Raw genomic sequence first — 18,050 nt, 5'->3', positions numbered from 1 at the left:
TTTTTTCCTTTCCATTTTATTGATGCAAGTTTACTAGTATAATCACGTAGAAACACGAACATGACCCGTTAGAAGGTCTTGCATTAAACCGCTCTTTGTAATTGTCAGTCTTTCAATACCTTGATGAGCGTGCTTAATCACTTGTTGAATTTGTTGAATAGTTTTACAAATGTCTTCTTGCTCCAAAAGCGGTGGTATAGGCACTTGTAATTTTTCTACAATACTTTTTGTGATTTTTACCATCGAACCACTTGTACCAGCTGCTGCATTTTGTAAGTATTCTAATGCAGTTGAAGATGCAAGATAAATTTCCAAAAAGTTATTTAATATCAAATTATTATTAACACGAAAACGCATCAGCAAATCTGGATAAGAACAATTATCTATTTCTCCTTTGAAAAGCGCTGAAAAACCAACACGGTCACGAGTGTTTGAACGACTAATTAGAAAATCTCCAGGTTCTAGAGTAAACTCAAATACTTTTAAATCATTAATTGGTGCAGGTTTAACACAAGATTTATCAAATCCATCTGGACTTACCGCACCCAAGCTAAGAATCCAATGTCCAGTTGCTTCTTTGGGACAAATAGGTGAGTAGCCGTTTTGAATTCCCTTAGATAAAAGTTTCTTAAGCTCAACAACATTCCAATTTTCGGGAATTTTACCAATCGCGCTATCTTTAAACTTAGTATGACCAATACCGCGCGTGAGGAGTTGTTGGAGTAGTCCCTGCTTGACTTTGCGGGTTTGGTCAGTGACTGCCTGGGTCTTGGCGATAGCTTCATCCATACTGTTTAATACAGCAGTGATTTTCTTTTGTTCAGGAAGGGGAGGAAGTGCGACAGGAGTTGTTGCAAGTTTTGTGATATAAATGTGCTTAATTGTTGAACCGCCAGCATCTTCAATCAGCCGATTTTGCATTTGTGGTGATTGAAGTGACCAAGCTAGGAACTCAGAAGAGACACGTGTGTAATCTGGTTGAATAAGAGCAACAGACTGATTTATACAAATTCCTTCTACGTCAACTATTGCTACCCTGCCTAGGGTACCGTCTTTTGTAATGAGTACATCACCAATACAGGGACGACTTTTGTCTGTCAGTAACTCATCAAATGCTTTTTGACAGGTATGCCGTGTCTCATTATAGTTAATACGACCTTCTGATATATTGGTTGCCGTAACCATCCAAGGACCCTTATCTGTTGTAGGCATTGGGTTAGTAAACCCATAAGTAAGCCGCTTCGAGATATCTTGGTAGTTAACAACCTCCCAACCTACTGGAATCTCCCCTATTTTAGTTTTTTTGAAACGAGTATTACCTTCTTTTGATACATTATTAATATTCATTTGATAAGATTTATTAGGAACCATAACCCAGTTCCTCCAAAAATCCTAACATTGTTGCTTCCGCTTTATCGCGCGCTTCCATTAGCTCCTTCAACACTCTTACTTCCTCTGCTACATCAATTAATTCTTCTTCCTCGTTAGTTTGTACATACCGGGCAATATTAAGATTAAAGTCATTCTTTGCTATTTCGTCTAACCCGACTACGCGCGCAAACCGTTCTTCATCATTAAATGCTAAGAACGCTTTTGCTAGTCGTGTGACGTTTGCTTCGGAGAGGATATTTTGATTTTTGCCTTCTACCATCTCTTCGGCGCCGCTCACAAATAATACTTTACCTTGTCGTGTGACTTCTTTGTTTTTATTTATAATCAATACGCAAGCGGGAATGCCTGTGCCATAAAATAAGTTTGGCGCCAGTCCTATTACTGCTTCTATCAAATCATCTTTTAGCATACCTTGGCGAATTTTAGCTTCGGCGCCACCTCTAAATAATATCCCGTGTGGTAACACTACCCCTAATTTACCAGTAGGGTTTAAACTAGCAATCATGTGCTGCACAAATGCTAAGTCACCATATGATTTTGGGGGACATCCGTAGGTATCACGGCTAAATTTATCTCCCTTGCTCCAAGTTTCATCTCCCCAGTTCTTTAAAGAGAAGGGAGGGTTAGCTAATACTCTGTCAAATGTCTTTAATACTTTACTTCCCTCTGCTGCTAAATGCTTGGGTTCGCGTAAGGTGTCACCTCGTACTATAAACGCATCATCTATATCATGTAAGAATAGGTTCATCTCACATATTGCCCAGGTGTTGAGATTCATTTCCTGCCCATACAGTTGTAATGATTTAGGGTTTTTACCTAGGCGTTTAATGTAATTTATTACTTCTAATAACATACCTCCACTTCCGCATGTGGGGTCATAGGTAGTCATTCCTTCATCTGGCTGTAAGCATGTGACGATTAAGCGCGTTACCATTTTTGGTGTATAAAATTCACCGCCCTTCTTTCCTGCATCATCGGCGAATTTAGCAATAAGATATTCATATGCGGCGCCTAAAACATCTGCTTCAACATCACAATTCCGCAACCTATATTTACTAAAGTGCTGTAATAATAATTCTAATGCCGCATCTGGGAAACGCTCTTTATTGTTAAAATCTACATCTTGAAATACACCCCGCAAGCGAGTGTTAGCATCTTCAATAGCCCGGAAAGCAATATTAAGTCTCTCACCTATATTTGTAGATGACTTGCGTATATCATCCCAAAAGGCGCCTGGTGGTATGTGAAAACGGTGTTCTTCTGGGTCTTTTGCGAGTTCTTCATCTTGGTAGAGTTTGAGACGCTCGTCGTACTCCTCTTGCCAAACATCACACAACCGCTTAAAGAACAATAGCCCGAAAATATAGTGCTTGAAGTCTCCCGAATCAATTTTTCCTCGCAAAATATCCGCAGCATCCCAGAGGTGTCTCTCTAATTGCTGTTGTGTTATTTTCCCTGTATAGGTCAGATTAAGAGTTAATATTTCTTCGTTTAATATTTTTCGGGGCATATTGATTTAGGATTTGTCTTGCACAAGCAATATATCTTACACCGTGTAACAGGTGTAATATCAAAAAATTAAATTAACATTTTGTGGAATGGGCATCCTTGCCCGTCCCACATTTAATGCTTTATATCATTAATTTTAGGAGATTGGCGCCTGTCTCAAAGTCCCTCTGTGTACAGACGCGATTAATTCCCTGCGGGACACTGCGTGAACGCATCTGTACGTGCCTCTGTGATAAAAATATACACCACTAATTCTCTTGGCAGTAATTATTAGAACAGGCAGGGATGCCTGTTCCACAAGAGATTTAAAGTTGTTTAAATTTACTAAGTATTAATACTAGGGGTGAGTCTCTATTTTTGTGAAGATTGTTCTTGTTTATTGATTTGCTCTATCAGTAGCTGTTCGCGTTGTTCGAGATATTCAAGGTCTTTTAGCAGTTTTTGTTTATTGTCACGAACTTGAGCGAGATGATGATGGTAATAGTTTTTATCAAGAAATTTTTTAACATGATGTTCTTGCTCAGACTCTGACATTATACCCGCAAAGGCGTATTTATCAAGTTCATCGCGTTTTGCCCAGCGCTCTAGTTGTTTTGATGTTGGTTGATAAATTTCTGATGACATTTTTAATTACCTTTTTTAATCATTATTCGCCTTGCAACAACCGTTCTCTATGCTCCGAACCTTCCCGTCGAGTTTGCGAAACCCATTCTTGAGCATCTTCACCCAAAAGAGGATAAGGCGCCATACCCTTTTAATCACTCCATTTAGGTTTTGATTGCGTTTGGGTTACGTGTTTCTTGACACGCTCCACCAAATACCCCATCACTGTCAATTGCTCCTCTGGAGTTAATTGCTCAATCTCACTACAGATTTTCTCAAATAATGGACTCATTTAGCTAGCCCTCATTAACCGGGTAAATTTTAGTATTCTTCATCTATTGGATATGGATTTTGTCTAGTTTCATAAACAAAACTTAAATAACCAATATCTGTTTGTAACAAATAACTTATCCGTTACATCCGTTGTATCCGTTGCCAGTTTATTCGTTTGCAGTGAGAAACCTGGTTTCTTTTGGTAATGGTGAAGATTGTGGTGTTCAGTGGAGAAGAAACCAGGTTTCTTGAGCTAAAGTTGTTTTTGAATTTCAGCAGCTAGCTCATTAATTGCGACATCTATTTGTGCGCGCGTCTTTAAGTTCTTCAATGCAGCTTTTTGCTGTTGCGCTTCTTCAGAACCGATAATTACACAAAATTGAATTCCTTGTTTTTCTGCCAATTGAAATTGTTTACCTAGCTTTTGCTGGTCAAAACTTGTAATTACATTAAGTCCTGCTTTGCGTAGTTTCTGTGATACGTCTAAATATACAGGCATTAAATCATCCTGCATGTTGACTACCATAACTTGAGCAGGTGTTGCGGGTAAGGGTGAAAGAATACCAGCTTTGAGTAAACGACTTATTAAGCGAGTTAAACCTATGGAAATACCAACACCTGGCATTTTCTCACCTAGAAATACCCCTACTAATTCTTCATATCTACCACCGGAACAAATACTGCCTAGCGCTTCATGTCCAATTAAACTGGTTTCGTAAACTGTTCCTGTATAGTAATCTAATCCCCGTGCGATTGATAAATCTATACAATATCTATTTTCTGCGACGCCTAAATTACGAACTCCATTAATAACTGTTTCTAGTTCGGTTACACCTAATTTAACTTGTTCTGCTTCAGGCATTGAGTCACTTAGATGCTTTAATTTATCAAGCATCTCTGTGACTGAACCTTTAATTTTAATAAACTCAATAATTTTATCAATACCTTCAGTGGCAATACCTTCTTTATCTAATTCTTGCTTTACTTTCGCTTCGCCTATCTTCTCCAAGTTGTCAATTATACCGATACAGGCTTTGATTTTACTTGCTTCTACTCCAACTGATTGGAAAAATCCAGTAAGTATTTTACGGTTGTTGATACGAATTAGAAAATCACCAATATTTATTGCCTCAAATATCTCTGTGATAATTGCTGGCATTTGGGCATCATACAGTAAACTTAATTCCCGGCGCCCGACTACATCGATATCGCATTGACGAAATGACCGAAAGCGTCCATCTTTGGCACGTTCACCGCGAAATACTAAGTCCATTTGGTAGCGTGCAAAGGGAAACGTTAGGTCGTTGAGGTGACGCGCGATGTATGCAGCTAAGGGTACTGTTTGGTCAAATTTTAACGCGCGCGCTTCTGAACCTGTTTCGCTGCCTTTTTCGGCTTTGTCTTTTTCTTCTTGACGGTTGGGAGGTAATATTGGGGAGATTCCGTAGATGATGTTGTCGCCTTGGTTGCCTTTGGCTTGTAGTACTTCTAACCGTTCTACAGCGGGTGTTTCAATTGGTGTAAAGCCGTAGCTTTCGTATACTCGACGAATTATATCAAGCAAATATACTTCCAACCGTTTTTCTGTGGGCAGGAATTCGGGGAAACCGCTAGGTGTGGAGAAATTTACTTTTTCTGATTTTGACATGGTAAATAAGGTTATTAGTGTTATCTGTTCTTAAGTCTTCCTTTGCGGTTCGTTTATTCAACTCGCCAAATTTTATGACATGGAGCATTAGTGGTCTATGTCATTAATTTTAGGGTTTTGTCACAAATTATAATCCCCCCTAGCCCCCCTTAATAAGGGGGGGACAAGAGGGTTATTCTTAGCCCCCCCTTATTAAGGGGGGGTTGGGGGGGATCGAAATTCAACAGTTACGAGTCCATTGGGTTATTAAACCACCAGGGGTTGTGGATGGGTTTGGTTTTGATGAATAGGTTTTTTTTACATAAAAATCTTGTTAAGCCGGCGGCGCCGAAACGTTTTTCTCCTATTCCTGAAAATTTAAATGCATTTGTTTCTCCTTCGGGGATGGCTATGGCTAGGCTGGCATCGTTTATACTGACTGTGCTGGTGTGTATATGCTGTGCTACTAAAGAAGCTTCTTGTTCTTCTTGTGCAAATACTGCGGCGCCGTTACCATATATTGAGTCGTTTGCTAAGTTTATCGCTTCAGAGACAGTTTTAAATGCCATTACGGGCATGATTGGTCCAAAGGTTTCTTCGGTCATTACTTTCATTGTGTGGTCAACTTCTGTTAATACTGTCGGACGACACCACCAACCACCATTAATGTTTTCTATTCCACCACAATGAATTACTGCTCCCGCAACTTTTGCATCTTGTAAATGTTCGGAAATAATTATAGCTTGTTTGGCGGCGATGATTGGTCCAAGTTCGCCACTTTCAATCGTTGGGTATGCAAATTGCAGCTTATGCGCTTTGGTTATGAGTTGATGGTAAAATTTCTCGAAGATTGAGGAAGCTACATAAATTCGTTCTATCGAGTTACATGATTGTCCACTGTTAACCACTGCTCCCCATAATATCGCGGATGTTGCTAAGTCTAAATCGGCAGATTCTAAAACTATTGCTGGATCTTTGCCACCTAACTCTAAATAAGCTGGAATAAATTGTTCTGCTGCTGTTTCAAATACGCTTCGTCCTGTTTCTATATTACCTGTGAAACATATCACATCGACGCATTCGAGCAAAAAAGCTCCAGTTTCTTCGCCACCTTCCACAAAACTAAGAACATCGCGTAGTTGAGGAATGTTATTGAGTGTAGCTTGCAAAGGCGCCATAAATCTGGGAGCAATTTCACTGGGTTTTACAATAACCGCACATCCAGCTAGCAATGCAGGAACAGTATCAACTGTAGATAGCAGTAATGGAAAACTCCACGGACTAATAACTCCTACTAAAGGATATGGTTCTGCTGTTTGCTGTAAGTTAATGTAGCTAACCGAAGTATCATACTCATTTACGCGCAATAATCTTGGCGCCTTCATACACCAACGGTCGATGCTAGCAATTAACCAGTCAACCTCAAACACTGACATAGATAATCGCCCAGTGTCAACAATTAAAGCATCGATTAACTTCTCACGTGCTTTGATAATATATTGTTTCCAGCTTTGTAACGCCTCTATTCGTCCTTCTATTCCCAGAGTAAACCAACGCACTTGTGCCCTCCGCATTCGTTGACATTGTTGTGCCAAAAGCTTCTGAGGAGGCGGTATTATTACGTAGTCAAATTTCCCTGTCCTGGGGTTACGAACTTCGATTGATTTTTCCATTAATTACTGATTAACTAAAGCCTGAAGGCGCGTAAGAACTGTTTGTGCATGGTCTTTAGTTTTAACTTTTGTCCAAGTATAAGCAATTTTCTGGTCGGGAGATACTATGAACGTTGAGCGCTCAATACCCATGTATTCTTTACCCATAAACTTTTTCAGGCGCCATACACTAAAAGCATCAGCTACTTGATGTTCTGGGTCACTTAGTAGCGTAATAGTCAAATTATGTTTATCGATGAACTTACAGTGAGACTTCTGAGAGTCGGTACTAACCCCTATTATCGATGCTCCCAACTTACTAAAGTCGTCAACGTAAGCACTAAAATCTTTAGCTTCGGTAGTGCAACCAGGTGTGTCGTCCTTTGGATAAAAGTATATTACCAGCCATTTACCTTCAAAATCACTGAGACTGACTGTTTCGCCATTTTGATTTGGCGCCGAGAATGAGGGAGCGTTTTGTCCAGGTTGAAGAATATCACTCATTGGCAACGGATGATGAACGGATGTAACGGATGGTTGATTCTATATAATAAGTCTTTGTTGGTAACAGATTCATCCAAAGAAACCGGGTTTCTAGACAAAATCTTCGTTTCTATCACAGGTTATCGACTCATATTCCCGGTTTCTCATCCGTTACATCCGTTGTATCCGCTGCCAAGTTAATTAATGTGAAGGTCTTTCTTATAAGCTTGACGAATGGTGAATTATTTTATTAGGGATATTTATAGTTATTTAACTAAATATTGCAGTTTGTAACTATTTTTTGGTGTTTGAAACTATCATCCTATAGACTGATAAAAAATCAGAAAAATTAGGATAAGTAAAAATGTGTTTATCAAGTTTACTTTGCCATGAGTTTGTTGTTGCACTGTCTTTTATAGCTTGTGTCGCAGGATTAGCGCTACTTTGGAACGTGAAGCCAGAAGAGAACGAAGCGATAGAAACCGAGCGAATCTTGTTTAGAATGAGCTTTACTTATTGGCTAGTATACTGCATAGCTTTCGGTATTCAAAAGCTTGTTCTTCCTGACTGGGAAAATGTAACTACGACACTAAAAATTACAACAGCTTTGTCATATTTCTTAACATTTTCGTGCATTGTAAGTTTACCGCTACACAAATTTGCAGTCCACGAAGAAGTTGAAGAGTAATTAATAGTAATTACTACTTTCTCATTGCTATAGCGATTGCGCTCTCTAACTGTTCTTTTTCTAGCTCGGTTAAAATAAATACTTCTTGTACGGTTTTCCCTTGACGGGCAATGGTTTTAAAACCTCCCCGTATCGGCACTGAGATACGTATTTGCAGACTAGGGCAGTGACCTTTAGAACGTCCAATGACACCCGGAGTAACGGTAACAATACCGTCTTGTTTACATAGACGTTCTAATATTGGTATTAGTCCCGGTATATGGGTAGAGTGGTTCCAGACTAGTCTGCCAGGGGAGGGTTTTTCCATTGTTTTATTTAAGCTGCTTCTAAGGGCGCCATTGTTAAACCAGCACGACGTAATTGCTGGTGGTATAGTTCTGCTTGTTCTAAGGGACCAGTCCAAACTGTGGCAAGACCTTCGTAATGTACTTGGTTCGTTAAGTCCCAAGCAAGATCACCAGTCATACCAGGAATGTATTTCATCAAACATTCAGCTACATGCTGAAAGGTGTTAAAGTCATCGTTTAAAACAATTACTTTATAGTTCGGATAAGGTTTGCTAACGACTTGACTAGACCTTTCAGGAGTTACAGTAGGTGCAGGCGCCATGCCGTAAACCGAGAAGAGTCTTGTAACCATAAGTAAAATTTTGCCTTTTGGTGTTTTCCAAATTTACAACTACAAATAACTAGTTTAGTTCATTCCTGGACTATGGGACGGGCAAGGATGCCCATCCCACAAGAGATTATTTCCAGTCTTGCCAGTTTTGGTTAAATATTGATGTGTCGGGGAAAGCGGTGGGGTTGCCGTTTCGTTTTAACATCTGTTGTAGCTGTAATAGTTGTGGTTCTGCTCTTGGTAGGTCATCGACCATTTGATAAGGTGCTATTCCGTTTTTTAACGAAAATGCTACCACGGTTCCTGCGGCGGCGCCTGCTGACCATTCAAATGAGTGTACTCTATAGGCAGCAGCAGCTATATGGCTTGTAGCAATACTTTTACCACCGACTATTAAGTTATCGATTTTTTGAGGTATCATTGCCCGCAGTGCTATTTGGAATGGATATGCTTGTCCGGCGCCTCGTCTTTCTCCGGGACGTTCGCGGTTGCCTGGAGCTTCTGGTGGGCTTTTTTCCATACATGGGTGAAAGTCTATGGCGTAATGTCCTATACCTATAGAGTCAGGGAATACCGTAGAACGAGTTCTCCGCATGGCTTTATTTGGGTCAACTTTTCCAGATAGTACCGATGCTGCTTCTAACCCTGCCAGTGCCGCGCGTAACCTCCGGTACATATCAGCAGGCAATGTTGTACGATAGTATTCTTCACTATAGTCGCGTCGTGATATATCTATTTCCGCAATTGTAAAACCTTCCGGTTGTCCCCAAGAAGGGCGCCCAATAATTCGTCTCCCTTCCCGCATGTAAGGATATTTGGATAACCCATGCGCGGTTCCCATAGGGGAATTAAAACCTGATAAAAAGCGGTTGTTAGGTACTGGGACTTTTACACCATCACCAAGTTGAGAGTCGGTAGTACCCGCTACTAGCCAATAATAATAAGAAAAAGCCTTTTCCTCACCTTTACTCAATGCCTCAGTTCGCAGTCCACCCATCCAACCACCTGGGTTTAGCTGCCCGGTCGCTTGTAACTGTGACTTTGTATAAATTAAATTATCTTTTGCGGTACCTGGACGGTAGTCATTACCCCAAGTCCAGTTTTGCATCGAAATATCATTTGGTGTAGGAGTTGTAAATTTAACACCACCGAATGTTTTTGGTTTGCCTTCACCAGGACTCCAAATGCGACGATATGTAAACACCAAATCAAAATCAGCTAGTCGCTTTAATTCGTAGCTAAAGTATGGTGCATATTGGTCGTAGTAAGCCGGTTTGGTTTGCGGTTGTGCGTCTTTAGTTGACTCCATTGCAAAGGTATAAGTAAACCCTTGAGTACAGTATTGGTCGTTGGTCGTACTTGAAGAAGAAGGTTCTAAATAAGATAGGGGGTCAATACCCAAACGGTACGGAACATCAGCAAGACCAATTAGTTCTCCTGTTTCGGTAGTATCTACAACGTACCATCTGGGAGCATTATTAGCTATTTTGGTTTGTTTAGGGTTGAACCTAATAATAGTTTTAGTCAGACGCGCGGAGTTTTCGTACTTATATGCATCTTCAATATTCTGCGATAGTGTGGATGCATTTATAGGTGGGGCGCCTTTAGCTGGTTGATGTTGAATAGCATAAACACTATCAATAATTTTACCATCACTACTTTTTTCTAATTCTTTAATTACTGTATTTGGGAACCACTCCAGCTTACCTCTACCGCGCGATGCTGCATCTCTAAGCATTGCCGTCAGAAGTTCATGTCCATCTTTAGGTAAAAAACAAGCATCACTTACCCAGCAGTCACCAGGGTTAATATCCCCTTTGTAACGTTTTTCAATACGGTTACGTAAATCTAAATAACCGCGCGAGTAAAATTGTTTAGCTCGCTGCGTAGGACGTTCATCTAAAGCAGAAGTACCCTGCGAAGAAATTTGACCTCCCAACCAGTCGGTAATTTCCGTCAAACATACTGTTTTTCCCAAAAGTAACGCTTCATAAGCTGTCGCTGCTCCCGAAAGACCCCCACCAGCAACCAAAATATCACAGTTTACTGTTCTATCTGGATTGCGAGGAGGCGCCGCTATGCTTGAAAATGGCGCCAGTATATTGGAAACAAGCGTTAAACAAACAAGTGATAACTGCGATACAGTTTTGATACAATCCATATAACCCCTAGTTGTTGCTTCTCACTCACAACAAAGAAGGTAGCATTCAATTAAGGTTCAGTCTAACAAGTTTCCCCAAATGCTAAAAAATCCCCCGTGGGTTGGGGGATTAAATTATTAAGTATCATTTTCTCTACGTGTGTAGTGGCACCTTAAGCATCAGAGATACAGATGAACTCTGATGGTGTGTAACGTCTCCACCAAATATAAATTAGTGGCGCCTTAAGTGGTTTGCGTTGAAACATTAGTTTCTTGGTTAGGCTCGATAATTTGAGCATTTGAATGTTCATGTAGTAACTCCTGAAACAAGAGATGTATTACTTTTGACATTAATTTGCTCTGCATATGCTTACCGTTGAGTAACTTTTTTCCTTGCTCCGTAGTTATGTTTTTAAGCTTTAGAGAAGCATCAAGCAATTTTTCAGTAACGTTGTTGATGGGTAGGCGCCCAGTTTCAACCTGGCATAATACGTACTGCCACAGTGACATACGACACAGTGCCGAACCACTATTTTTTTCCACTAACTCATCCCCTGATTGTTCCAGTACCGTACCCATGCCTAGCCTCATTTTGAATGCATCCCGTGAGCGGTTGCGTTTGACTCTTTTCGTATCACCAGGACTACGCTTAACAACTGTTTTACCGTTGACGCGCGCTTTCTCTACCTTCTTAACTTCCTTAACTTCATACTCAATTAGTTGTTTACCATTGGTTAGAAAAGCCTCAAATGGGTAAATTCGTGATAGTAAGCGCGCTCTTACCCGTAAACCAAAGCCAAATTTATCAAACACTTTGTTATACAATTTGAACTCATCTAAACACACAAGCGTCATCAGTTCGGCTTCAATTGCTTGTTCGTTAAGAGAGACATCACATAACCATTCAGCATGTTGCCTCAATGTTGAGTCTATTTTTATACCATAAGTTACAGCAATAGACTTTTCGTAAAGGTTTTTAAGTCGGGTTTTGCTAGCAGGAGCAATATCGCTGCGTTGAGCAAGCCAACTCCATAATGGAGGTGCCGCTCCTGGCCGCGTTGATACTGACTTACGATGGGCTACTTCTGGGAACTGCCAAGCGAGTAATTGGCGTGCGTAATTAATAATTGGCGACTGTACCCGGTTCAAATGTTCTAATTGCTGACATAACTCTCTAATGCGGTCTATATATTCCGGTCTATGTATTAGAAAGTACCGCATATTTAATTCGCCATTTTCATGTTTATGGTCAGTATCATGGGGATATGCAGCCATAGCCAAAGCGTCAGCAGGGTCACTTTTGTTAGGTAAGTGTTTGCTACCTCGGTAACGCCTTAATTCAATGTGACCGACCCAAAGCGTCTTAATACCAAGTGCAGTTAAAATCGATGCCCATATCCGGCTGTAATGATTGCCAGTCGGTTCAATTACAGCTACATCTGGTTTAATTTCCTTGAGGTAATCAGCAAAGTCATAAGCGCTTTTTTGTTTCTTTCTGGCGTCAGGATTAGAAAAAAAGGTAGGATATAAAATGCTACTTTTATTCCTTGTTTTTTCCCAGTAAGAACGTAATCCACCTGTTGGATAGCAGTCCATCAAGTGAGTTGTAACGCTACTTTTAGAAACGTCAACCCCTAATACTTTTAATTCGATTGTCATGGTTCAGACGGTCAATGAGAAGTGTTTACGTTAAATAACCCAGATAAAAGCGCACGAATCACCCTAACGCCTCGCATAAACAGCAGGCGCGATTCAGTTCTCAACGCACTGGGTACCCTAAAAGTTTGAGGGGCTGCGCTTGAACCTTATAACGCTAAAAGCGCATTTCCCTCATAACGCCGCATCCCTCCAATTTTTGGGTGCAAGACTGGTTTGGACCCAATCCGCGACACGACTAAAAGATAGTAGTGTTTCGGTTACGGGGTTACGTAGCCTCATCAGGCGGATAAAACCTAGATATAAAACTTTCTCTTTCAGCAGGTGCAAGCGTTAGGTAATAATTTTTTGCCCAGTCTGCAAGTTGGTCTGAAATTTCCCCTACCGATAACGGGCTATTATTGGCAATTATGTTACAAGCACTCCAAATTACTAAAGAGTTAATAGTAATTCTCTCTTTACTAACAAGAATTTTTTCAATTTCCTGGTTCATAAGCACCGTCGTAATTAGATTCATCGTACCCTTCTGTGTCGTTACATCTTAAACACACAAATACCTCATCAGGAATAGGTGTGTTATCTGGACAAGTTTCAAAAAACTGTATATCAACAGGAATACACCAATCATGAAAGGTGTAATTGTGGCACACGTGACACCAGTGATAACCTGCTTTAAATTCTTTTTTATCCATACTCAAATTAAAAAATATCGCTTGTATTATCTTCTGGCTTGTTGCTGTACTCCAATAATTGTAAAATTCGCTTTGCTAAAGTAATACGGTCGTAATGAGGTAAGCCAGAAGCGCTTAATGCTGTAAGTAATATTTCTACTTTTGGCTTATGTCGGTCAACTATGCGTATTTCTGGAAGAATTTTTAGTAAACATCGAGCATAAGCTCTTATCTCCTTATGGGTAATTGTTTCTCGTCCGTTCGTGTACTCTCTTAAAATTGCTTCTAGCCCTTTTGTATTGCCATCAAAACCAAACATTGCTACCTCATGTACTCATCAAGTTTACCACTGGCTATGTCATCAAGAGTTGCAACTACAATTTGAGGTGGTGATGTTTCTTTGTATAACTCCAGTGTTGCCTTGACTTTCCGACGGTTAAATTCTTGCTGCACTTCAACCAAATCAAGCGCACTTCGATAATCAGCCATGTCTTGAGGTAAGCAAGGATAAACAATTTCTTCAACCTCTGGGGCTGCATTCCTGAGTATTCTTAAAATGTTTTCTTTAGCTTGTTGTATTGGTGGTTTTGGCACAAAATACCTCCTAATTACGAGTTAACTGAGTAACTTATTCTTCTGATTCTGATTCATTTTGAGCATCGATGGCTCCGTAAATAACTTTGTTTATATCCTCCTGTTTTGCATCTTTAAAAGTGTTTTCTATTTGTGTACTAATCCATTCAGCCCATTTTTCTTTAGGGATACCAGTTTGAGTACATAAAGTTTCGCAAGCAAAGTCAAATCCTAAAATATAGCTTGCGATAGTGTAAGAAGAAAGTGTAAGTTCATCGTTTTCTTGGTTCATACCTGACAGTTTTGTATTGCATGAGTTATAACTTAGGGACGAAATGTAGATGCACGTGATGATTTTCGCTAACTGCACTTCCACCAAAAGTGCAGCTTTATACTAACTAACCAATTAGGTCAGTAGGATGCTCATACACGAGAGTAGGGTTAAAGTTTTTAGGTAGTGATTTACGCGCGCTGAAAAGACAAACTTCGGCATCTCCACGGGTAGCAAATCGTGCAAAACACGCATACGTCCCTGCTCCTTGGTTTGTTAGGTAATAAACAGCCCAAGGTTTGATTACTTCTTGCTTAACTTTTGTTGTCATAATTAGAATAAGGTTTTTTGGACAAGTAAGCGCTCCTACGCAGTGCCGTTACACGGTAGAAGCGCAGTTGGGAGAGTAGGTTTTGATCAATGACAAGTGTTTACTTCAATAGGCTTAACCCCTAGTTTTTAAGATATACAAAACACACAAAGTCACTCCTTGCACTTTTCGTGACTTTAGGTAAGCCAGTAGTAGAGAGTGTACTACTGACAAAGCATGTACAAATTTGAGGTTTGAGAAGTGTATTAGGTTTTTAGTTTGATGTACCTCCAACGAAACAACATTTTTGGAAATTGGCGCCGAATTTGAAGCGCATTGGCGCCAGAAATTTTGGCGCAAAAGTCTACAACTAGCGTGCTAGCTGAGATATCGAATTAGTTAAGGGTGTTTCTCCACAAGTAGTGGAGGTTCGCGCTCCGGTTTATATGGGTGTCCTCACGGGTGACACGACAGTCACATATATGTGTGAGGAGGGAGCTTTTAATCAACTTCTATATCTTATATAAGATTTGCAATTTAGTCTAGCATCTTATACAATATTTTTTGTACAGAATCTTGTTATCTTATATAAGAAGTACATTATGGTTGTTACAGATGCCGAAGCCCAAATCGAAGCACCGGGAACACGGGGAAACGAAGAAGCAGTACAGCTTGGGACTAACTCAGACGGGGGTACAGGGACTGGACGAGCAAGCGTCAAAGCTGGGAGTGAGTCGCTCTCAACTCATAGAGATGATAGGTCGTGGGGAAATATCTTTAACGAATGTGGACAAGCGACTCTTGGGGGAATTGTCGATCAGCTAATTTCTAAAGTGACTAAAGAAATAGCGGACGCTGAGGAGCGAATAGCTGATCGCCAAGGGTACCTCAAGGAACTGAAAGAACTGTCCAAGCAACTTCGCGCAACATCTGAAGAAACCATATAAAGCTGTTCTATCTACGGATAGAGCGGCTTTATTTTTTGTATAAGGGAAAACTCGTAGTTCAAAAAATGCGGACTTTCCCGATGACCTATCAGGGTAAAGTCCTGCATTTTGGGATTGAGACACTATCAAATTCATCAATCCTATGAACATTTTACAGGGTTCCGCTTACTGCCCTTTTATATATCGGGAACTGCACAGCCACTTATTAACCTTACTTGGAGAGGACACACCAAGAGCAAATCAACTGATTGAACGAGAGAAAAAGCGTAATCCAGGTTACTCAGAAACCTGGTATTTGGAGAAAGTTATTAACGGCATTACCGAGTAATAGTACAAACATCTACCAAATACCATCATGGAAATAACAGGTTTACTGATTGTTCTCAGCATTATTTCGCTATCTCTCCAGCTAATTAGATTGTTAGCTCCTTCCCTTGAAAAGTTGTATCAATTTCAACCACGAAAACGTAAACGACGCTATGGAGATGACGTATACCAACTTGAAGACAAACTATTAACTTTACTAAGAGGAGATGGCGCCGCAGCAAAGCGATTACTTAGGTTATCCCGTCAAAGATATCCAGGTCGTAATGCTAAATGGCACGTAGAAAAAGTGATTTGGGATTTAGAGCGAGATAGGTACTAAATTACCAATCACAGTTAACAAAATCCCTCGCACTCGCAGCGAGGGAGAGAAAAAGAGGTGATGAACAACACAAAAACACTATCACATATAAAAAAGAACCAAAAAAGCATTTTCCGAAGGGCTAACAGCTTTAATGGTTAAACGATTTTATAAAACTTGTACTTTTATTATGCACAAAACAGCCAAAAATAACATCAATCAATGGACGGAAGAACATGAAGCATTCTGTCTCAAATTAGGAATTAAGTGTGCTGCACAACAATTATGGTACTGGCTAACCAATAATAACGAAGCTGGTAAGGAAATAGAAATCGATTTGATTGATTTTAACCAGCTAGTTGGAAAGAGAAGAGGCGAGCCGTATTGTAACAGGCATCTTAAACAAGTGTTCGCCAAACTTGAAAAACTGGAAGTAATAAAAATCGTAAAACAGTACAGTTGGCATGTGTTTAAGTTGCTAATTAGACCACTCGATTGCTTGAAACCACCTAGAAAACAATCATTCCAAAACAATACAAATAGTTCCAATTTACAGCCCGAAAATGGGGACGGCTCTACAAACTTTGCGAACCCCCTTTCACAGCAGCAGTCTTACTCTTTGCCGACTTTAGAGGAGGTATCCAAAGAAACCAAGGATGAAATTAGAGATTTAGTTAACTTTGAAGCTGGTTTAGAACTTCCCGAAATCTGTGATATTTATCGCTATTCGATAGAGGAAGTACAGATGGCTCTTGAGTTACTTAAATTTCAATGTAAAAAGAAAGTCATCGCGAGAAGGATAGGATGGCTTGTACAGTGTTTAAGACATCGTTACTGGGAGGAATTAGAGAATCAATGGATACTTGAAAACATGGGTGTAATTTCAACCTTTGATACGTACACCGACATTTACATTGATGAGCAAATGTATCCAATAAAAAACACCCAATAAAGGGTGTAAAACAAAAAACCTAGTTATCAATACCATGAATTATTCCAAAAGTTCCTTCATAGATAAAGGGCAATTGTTACTGTTTAAAAACTGGATTAAGCGCAGGTTTATATCCGAGTGTGATTTACAGCAACTTCCCCCAACCGTCGCCTTAGCATGGTCAGAAGCAATGCGAGAAATGTCTAGCTACGTGACTCACGAAGTAGTACCATTTCACAGAGGGGGACGCGATGAGTAGTTATGAGGCTTGTTACGAGCAGCTAGCATTGTTTACCCCTCACCCTTCTTTTTCTCAACTCCCAACTCCTAAACATGAGCCTTATTGGGATGAGATAACTAAAGAAATTGCCCCCGAACACATAGAGGAGAAATGGAACCCTGACGATTTTGGGGGAACATCATTTAAAGCTGAGGGTGATCAACTTACTATTTTTTACGACGATTTGAAGGAACCACCCGAACCGGACGACTTTAATAGTATTGAAGAATTCGAGAAAGCCTGGTCTACGTGGGAGAGTGTTCGGGAGCAGGTAATAAATGCTCCTCAAAAAACTGCTCCCGAACACATCGATAATAATAGCAGTGATGTAACTTATACGACATCACAATTATTAAACACGGGTGTTCGGGGGCAGACAGAGCAATCATTACAGGTTGCCCCCGAACACACTAATAACAGTAGCTCTAAGGTAGCGCATACAACCTCATCACTATTAAACACGGCTGTTCGGGAGCAACTACAGCAGTTACCGCAAAATCTTGTAAATGGCTGCACAAGTAATCAAAAACCAGGTCAAAAACAAGTAACTCATTGGGTCGAACCCTATTGGGTTGAACGTGCAGCTAAAAAGTACAAATACTATCGTTACTGCTGGATGCAGGGAAGAAAAATTAATCGGATACATATTGGTTCGGTAAACTCAAACGTTGCAAAGGAGAGGCGCCATGAAGTCTTGCAATTAATTAGTACTGGCAAACTGCCTGGAGAAATAATCGACTATTTAAAACCAGAAATCAAAAACTAGATTCTTGTTTTCTGATGAATTTAAAACCTTGTAAT

At 40.1% G+C, this 18,050-nt stretch carries 24 protein-coding genes; 7 read left to right on the top strand and 17 right to left on the bottom strand.

Annotated elements, in window-relative coordinates; all coding sequences use genetic code 11:
• Nucleotides 1-42: 42 nt before the first annotated feature.
• The 7 genes from DSM106972_RS08355 to bcp form a co-directional block, all read right to left on the bottom strand.
• Nucleotides 43-1,371 (bottom strand): restriction endonuclease subunit S, encoded by a 1,329-nt coding sequence (locus tag DSM106972_RS08355; RefSeq protein ID WP_127080259.1) that lies wholly within the window; start codon nt 1,369-1,371, stop codon nt 43-45.
• A complete protein-coding gene (locus DSM106972_RS08350) occupies nt 1,361-2,902 on the bottom strand; it encodes a type I restriction-modification system subunit M (RefSeq protein WP_127080258.1) in 1,542 nt (513 codons plus the stop codon). Before DSM106972_RS08350 ends, DSM106972_RS08355 begins: the two co-directional genes overlap by 11 nt.
• Nucleotides 2,903-3,252: 350 nt before the next feature.
• Entirely contained in the window at nt 3,253-3,525 is a 273-nt protein-coding gene (locus tag DSM106972_RS08345) for a hypothetical protein (RefSeq protein ID WP_127080257.1), read from the bottom strand.
• A 130-nt stretch (nt 3,526-3,655) separates the two neighbouring features.
• On the bottom strand, nt 3,656-3,796 hold the full coding sequence (locus tag DSM106972_RS53240; protein WP_233787737.1) for a hypothetical protein: 141 nt from the start codon (nt 3,794-3,796) through the stop codon (nt 3,656-3,658).
• A gap of 234 nt (nt 3,797-4,030) precedes the next feature.
• A complete protein-coding gene (hisS, locus tag DSM106972_RS08335) occupies nt 4,031-5,425 on the bottom strand; it encodes a histidine--tRNA ligase (protein WP_127080256.1) in 1,395 nt (464 codons plus the stop codon).
• Nucleotides 5,426-5,652: 227 nt separating this feature from the next.
• Complete coding sequence (locus DSM106972_RS08330; protein ID WP_127080255.1) at nt 5,653-7,077, bottom strand: aldehyde dehydrogenase family protein; 1,425 nt, start codon at nt 7,075-7,077, stop codon at nt 5,653-5,655.
• A 3-nt stretch (nt 7,078-7,080) separates the two neighbouring features.
• Nucleotides 7,081-7,560, bottom strand: coding sequence for a thioredoxin-dependent thiol peroxidase (gene bcp, locus DSM106972_RS08325; protein WP_127080254.1), 480 nt, complete (start codon nt 7,558-7,560; stop codon nt 7,081-7,083).
• A gap of 343 nt (nt 7,561-7,903) precedes the next feature.
• Here bcp and DSM106972_RS08320 point away from each other — a divergent pair, with 343 nt between their 5' ends.
• Complete coding sequence (locus DSM106972_RS08320) at nt 7,904-8,227, top strand: hypothetical protein (protein WP_127080253.1); 324 nt, start codon at nt 7,904-7,906, stop codon at nt 8,225-8,227.
• A 13-nt stretch (nt 8,228-8,240) separates the two neighbouring features.
• On the opposite strand, the gene DSM106972_RS08315 is transcribed toward DSM106972_RS08320, so the two are convergent.
• From DSM106972_RS08315 to DSM106972_RS08270, 10 genes are all read right to left on the bottom strand, one after another.
• Nucleotides 8,241-8,534, bottom strand: coding sequence for a DUF2103 domain-containing protein (locus DSM106972_RS08315; protein ID WP_127080252.1), 294 nt, complete (start codon nt 8,532-8,534; stop codon nt 8,241-8,243).
• Nucleotides 8,535-8,542: 8 nt separating this feature from the next.
• Nucleotides 8,543-8,866 carry an ATP-dependent Clp protease adapter ClpS gene (gene clpS / locus DSM106972_RS08310; RefSeq protein WP_026093452.1) on the bottom strand — a complete coding sequence of 108 codons (324 nt, stop codon included), beginning with the start codon at nt 8,864-8,866 and terminating at the stop codon, nt 8,543-8,545.
• A 106-nt stretch (nt 8,867-8,972) separates the two neighbouring features.
• Nucleotides 8,973-11,006, bottom strand: a complete 2,034-nt coding sequence (locus DSM106972_RS08305; RefSeq protein WP_127080251.1) for an FAD-dependent oxidoreductase — start codon at nt 11,004-11,006, stop codon at nt 8,973-8,975.
• 222 nt (nt 11,007-11,228) lie between these two features.
• Nucleotides 11,229-12,644, bottom strand: a complete 1,416-nt coding sequence (locus DSM106972_RS08300; protein ID WP_186538894.1) for an IS110 family transposase — start codon at nt 12,642-12,644, stop codon at nt 11,229-11,231.
• Nucleotides 12,645-12,909: 265 nt separating this feature from the next.
• Nucleotides 12,910-13,134, bottom strand: coding sequence for a hypothetical protein (locus DSM106972_RS08295; RefSeq protein ID WP_127080250.1), 225 nt, complete (start codon nt 13,132-13,134; stop codon nt 12,910-12,912).
• Nucleotides 13,118-13,333, bottom strand: coding sequence for a hypothetical protein (locus DSM106972_RS08290; protein ID WP_127080249.1), 216 nt, complete (start codon nt 13,331-13,333; stop codon nt 13,118-13,120). The genes DSM106972_RS08295 and DSM106972_RS08290 overlap by 17 nt, the downstream gene beginning before the upstream one ends.
• Before the next feature lie 7 nt (nt 13,334-13,340).
• Nucleotides 13,341-13,631 carry a hypothetical protein gene (locus DSM106972_RS08285; RefSeq protein ID WP_127080248.1) on the bottom strand — a complete coding sequence of 97 codons (291 nt, stop codon included), beginning with the start codon at nt 13,629-13,631 and terminating at the stop codon, nt 13,341-13,343.
• 2 nt (nt 13,632-13,633) lie between these two features.
• Nucleotides 13,634-13,906 carry a hypothetical protein gene (locus DSM106972_RS08280; protein ID WP_127080247.1) on the bottom strand — a complete coding sequence of 91 codons (273 nt, stop codon included), beginning with the start codon at nt 13,904-13,906 and terminating at the stop codon, nt 13,634-13,636.
• Nucleotides 13,907-13,940: 34 nt separating this feature from the next.
• Nucleotides 13,941-14,177 carry a hypothetical protein gene (locus DSM106972_RS08275; protein WP_127080246.1) on the bottom strand — a complete coding sequence of 79 codons (237 nt, stop codon included), beginning with the start codon at nt 14,175-14,177 and terminating at the stop codon, nt 13,941-13,943.
• 106 nt (nt 14,178-14,283) lie between these two features.
• Complete coding sequence (locus DSM106972_RS08270; RefSeq protein ID WP_127080245.1) at nt 14,284-14,487, bottom strand: hypothetical protein; 204 nt, start codon at nt 14,485-14,487, stop codon at nt 14,284-14,286.
• Nucleotides 14,488-15,068: 581 nt separating this feature from the next.
• Between DSM106972_RS08270 and DSM106972_RS51265 the strand changes: the two genes are divergently transcribed.
• From DSM106972_RS51265 to DSM106972_RS08240, 6 genes are all read left to right on the top strand, one after another.
• Nucleotides 15,069-15,413, top strand: coding sequence for a hypothetical protein (locus DSM106972_RS51265; protein ID WP_158632781.1), 345 nt, complete (start codon nt 15,069-15,071; stop codon nt 15,411-15,413).
• Nucleotides 15,414-15,555: 142 nt separating this feature from the next.
• Nucleotides 15,556-15,741 (top strand): hypothetical protein, encoded by a 186-nt coding sequence (locus DSM106972_RS08260; protein WP_127080243.1) that lies wholly within the window; start codon nt 15,556-15,558, stop codon nt 15,739-15,741.
• Between the two features lie 27 nt (nt 15,742-15,768).
• A complete protein-coding gene (locus tag DSM106972_RS08255) occupies nt 15,769-16,059 on the top strand; it encodes a hypothetical protein (protein WP_127080242.1) in 291 nt (96 codons plus the stop codon).
• A gap of 169 nt (nt 16,060-16,228) precedes the next feature.
• A complete protein-coding gene (locus DSM106972_RS08250) occupies nt 16,229-16,990 on the top strand; it encodes a hypothetical protein (protein WP_127080241.1) in 762 nt (253 codons plus the stop codon).
• A 34-nt stretch (nt 16,991-17,024) separates the two neighbouring features.
• Entirely contained in the window at nt 17,025-17,228 is a 204-nt protein-coding gene (locus DSM106972_RS08245) for a hypothetical protein (RefSeq protein WP_127080240.1), read from the top strand.
• Nucleotides 17,221-18,015, top strand: coding sequence for a hypothetical protein (locus DSM106972_RS08240; protein ID WP_127080239.1), 795 nt, complete (start codon nt 17,221-17,223; stop codon nt 18,013-18,015). Before DSM106972_RS08245 ends, DSM106972_RS08240 begins: the two co-directional genes overlap by 8 nt.
• The last annotated feature ends 35 nt before the right edge of the window (nt 18,016-18,050 follow it).

It is taken from the genome of Dulcicalothrix desertica PCC 7102, from assembly GCF_003991905.1.
Taxonomy (GTDB): domain Bacteria; phylum Cyanobacteriota; class Cyanobacteriia; order Cyanobacteriales; family Nostocaceae; genus Dulcicalothrix; species Dulcicalothrix desertica.
This window is presented reverse-complemented; position numbering and strand designations above follow the sequence as displayed.

Coding starts and splice junctions, on each gene's coding strand:
- DSM106972_RS08355 (WP_127080259.1), bottom strand. CDS start 1,371: ATGGTTCCTAATAAATCTTATCAAATGAATATTAATAATGTATCAAAA.
- DSM106972_RS08350 (WP_127080258.1), bottom strand. CDS start 2,902: ATGCCCCGAAAAATATTAAACGAAGAAATATTAACTCTTAATCTGACC.
- DSM106972_RS08345 (WP_127080257.1), bottom strand. CDS start 3,525: ATGTCATCAGAAATTTATCAACCAACATCAAAACAACTAGAGCGCTGG.
- DSM106972_RS53240 (WP_233787737.1), bottom strand. CDS start 3,796: ATGAGTCCATTATTTGAGAAAATCTGTAGTGAGATTGAGCAATTAACT.
- hisS (WP_127080256.1), bottom strand. CDS start 5,425: ATGTCAAAATCAGAAAAAGTAAATTTCTCCACACCTAGCGGTTTCCCC.
- DSM106972_RS08330 (WP_127080255.1), bottom strand. CDS start 7,077: ATGGAAAAATCAATCGAAGTTCGTAACCCCAGGACAGGGAAATTTGAC.
- bcp (WP_127080254.1), bottom strand. CDS start 7,560: ATGAGTGATATTCTTCAACCTGGACAAAACGCTCCCTCATTCTCGGCG.
- DSM106972_RS08320 (WP_127080253.1), top strand. CDS start 7,904: ATGTGTTTATCAAGTTTACTTTGCCATGAGTTTGTTGTTGCACTGTCT.
- DSM106972_RS08315 (WP_127080252.1), bottom strand. CDS start 8,534: ATGGAAAAACCCTCCCCTGGCAGACTAGTCTGGAACCACTCTACCCAT.
- clpS (WP_026093452.1), bottom strand. CDS start 8,866: ATGGTTACAAGACTCTTCTCGGTTTACGGCATGGCGCCTGCACCTACT.
- DSM106972_RS08305 (WP_127080251.1), bottom strand. CDS start 11,006: ATGGATTGTATCAAAACTGTATCGCAGTTATCACTTGTTTGTTTAACG.
- DSM106972_RS08300 (WP_186538894.1), bottom strand. CDS start 12,644: ATGACAATCGAATTAAAAGTATTAGGGGTTGACGTTTCTAAAAGTAGC.
- DSM106972_RS08295 (WP_127080250.1), bottom strand. CDS start 13,134: ATGAACCAGGAAATTGAAAAAATTCTTGTTAGTAAAGAGAGAATTACT.
- DSM106972_RS08290 (WP_127080249.1), bottom strand. CDS start 13,333: ATGGATAAAAAAGAATTTAAAGCAGGTTATCACTGGTGTCACGTGTGC.
- DSM106972_RS08285 (WP_127080248.1), bottom strand. CDS start 13,631: ATGTTTGGTTTTGATGGCAATACAAAAGGGCTAGAAGCAATTTTAAGA.
- DSM106972_RS08275 (WP_127080246.1), bottom strand. CDS start 14,177: ATGAACCAAGAAAACGATGAACTTACACTTTCTTCTTACACTATCGCA.
- DSM106972_RS08270 (WP_127080245.1), bottom strand. CDS start 14,487: ATGACAACAAAAGTTAAGCAAGAAGTAATCAAACCTTGGGCTGTTTAT.
- DSM106972_RS51265 (WP_158632781.1), top strand. CDS start 15,069: ATGGTTGTTACAGATGCCGAAGCCCAAATCGAAGCACCGGGAACACGG.
- DSM106972_RS08260 (WP_127080243.1), top strand. CDS start 15,556: ATGAACATTTTACAGGGTTCCGCTTACTGCCCTTTTATATATCGGGAA.
- DSM106972_RS08255 (WP_127080242.1), top strand. CDS start 15,769: ATGGAAATAACAGGTTTACTGATTGTTCTCAGCATTATTTCGCTATCT.
- DSM106972_RS08250 (WP_127080241.1), top strand. CDS start 16,229: ATGCACAAAACAGCCAAAAATAACATCAATCAATGGACGGAAGAACAT.
- DSM106972_RS08245 (WP_127080240.1), top strand. CDS start 17,025: ATGAATTATTCCAAAAGTTCCTTCATAGATAAAGGGCAATTGTTACTG.
- DSM106972_RS08240 (WP_127080239.1), top strand. CDS start 17,221: ATGAGTAGTTATGAGGCTTGTTACGAGCAGCTAGCATTGTTTACCCCT.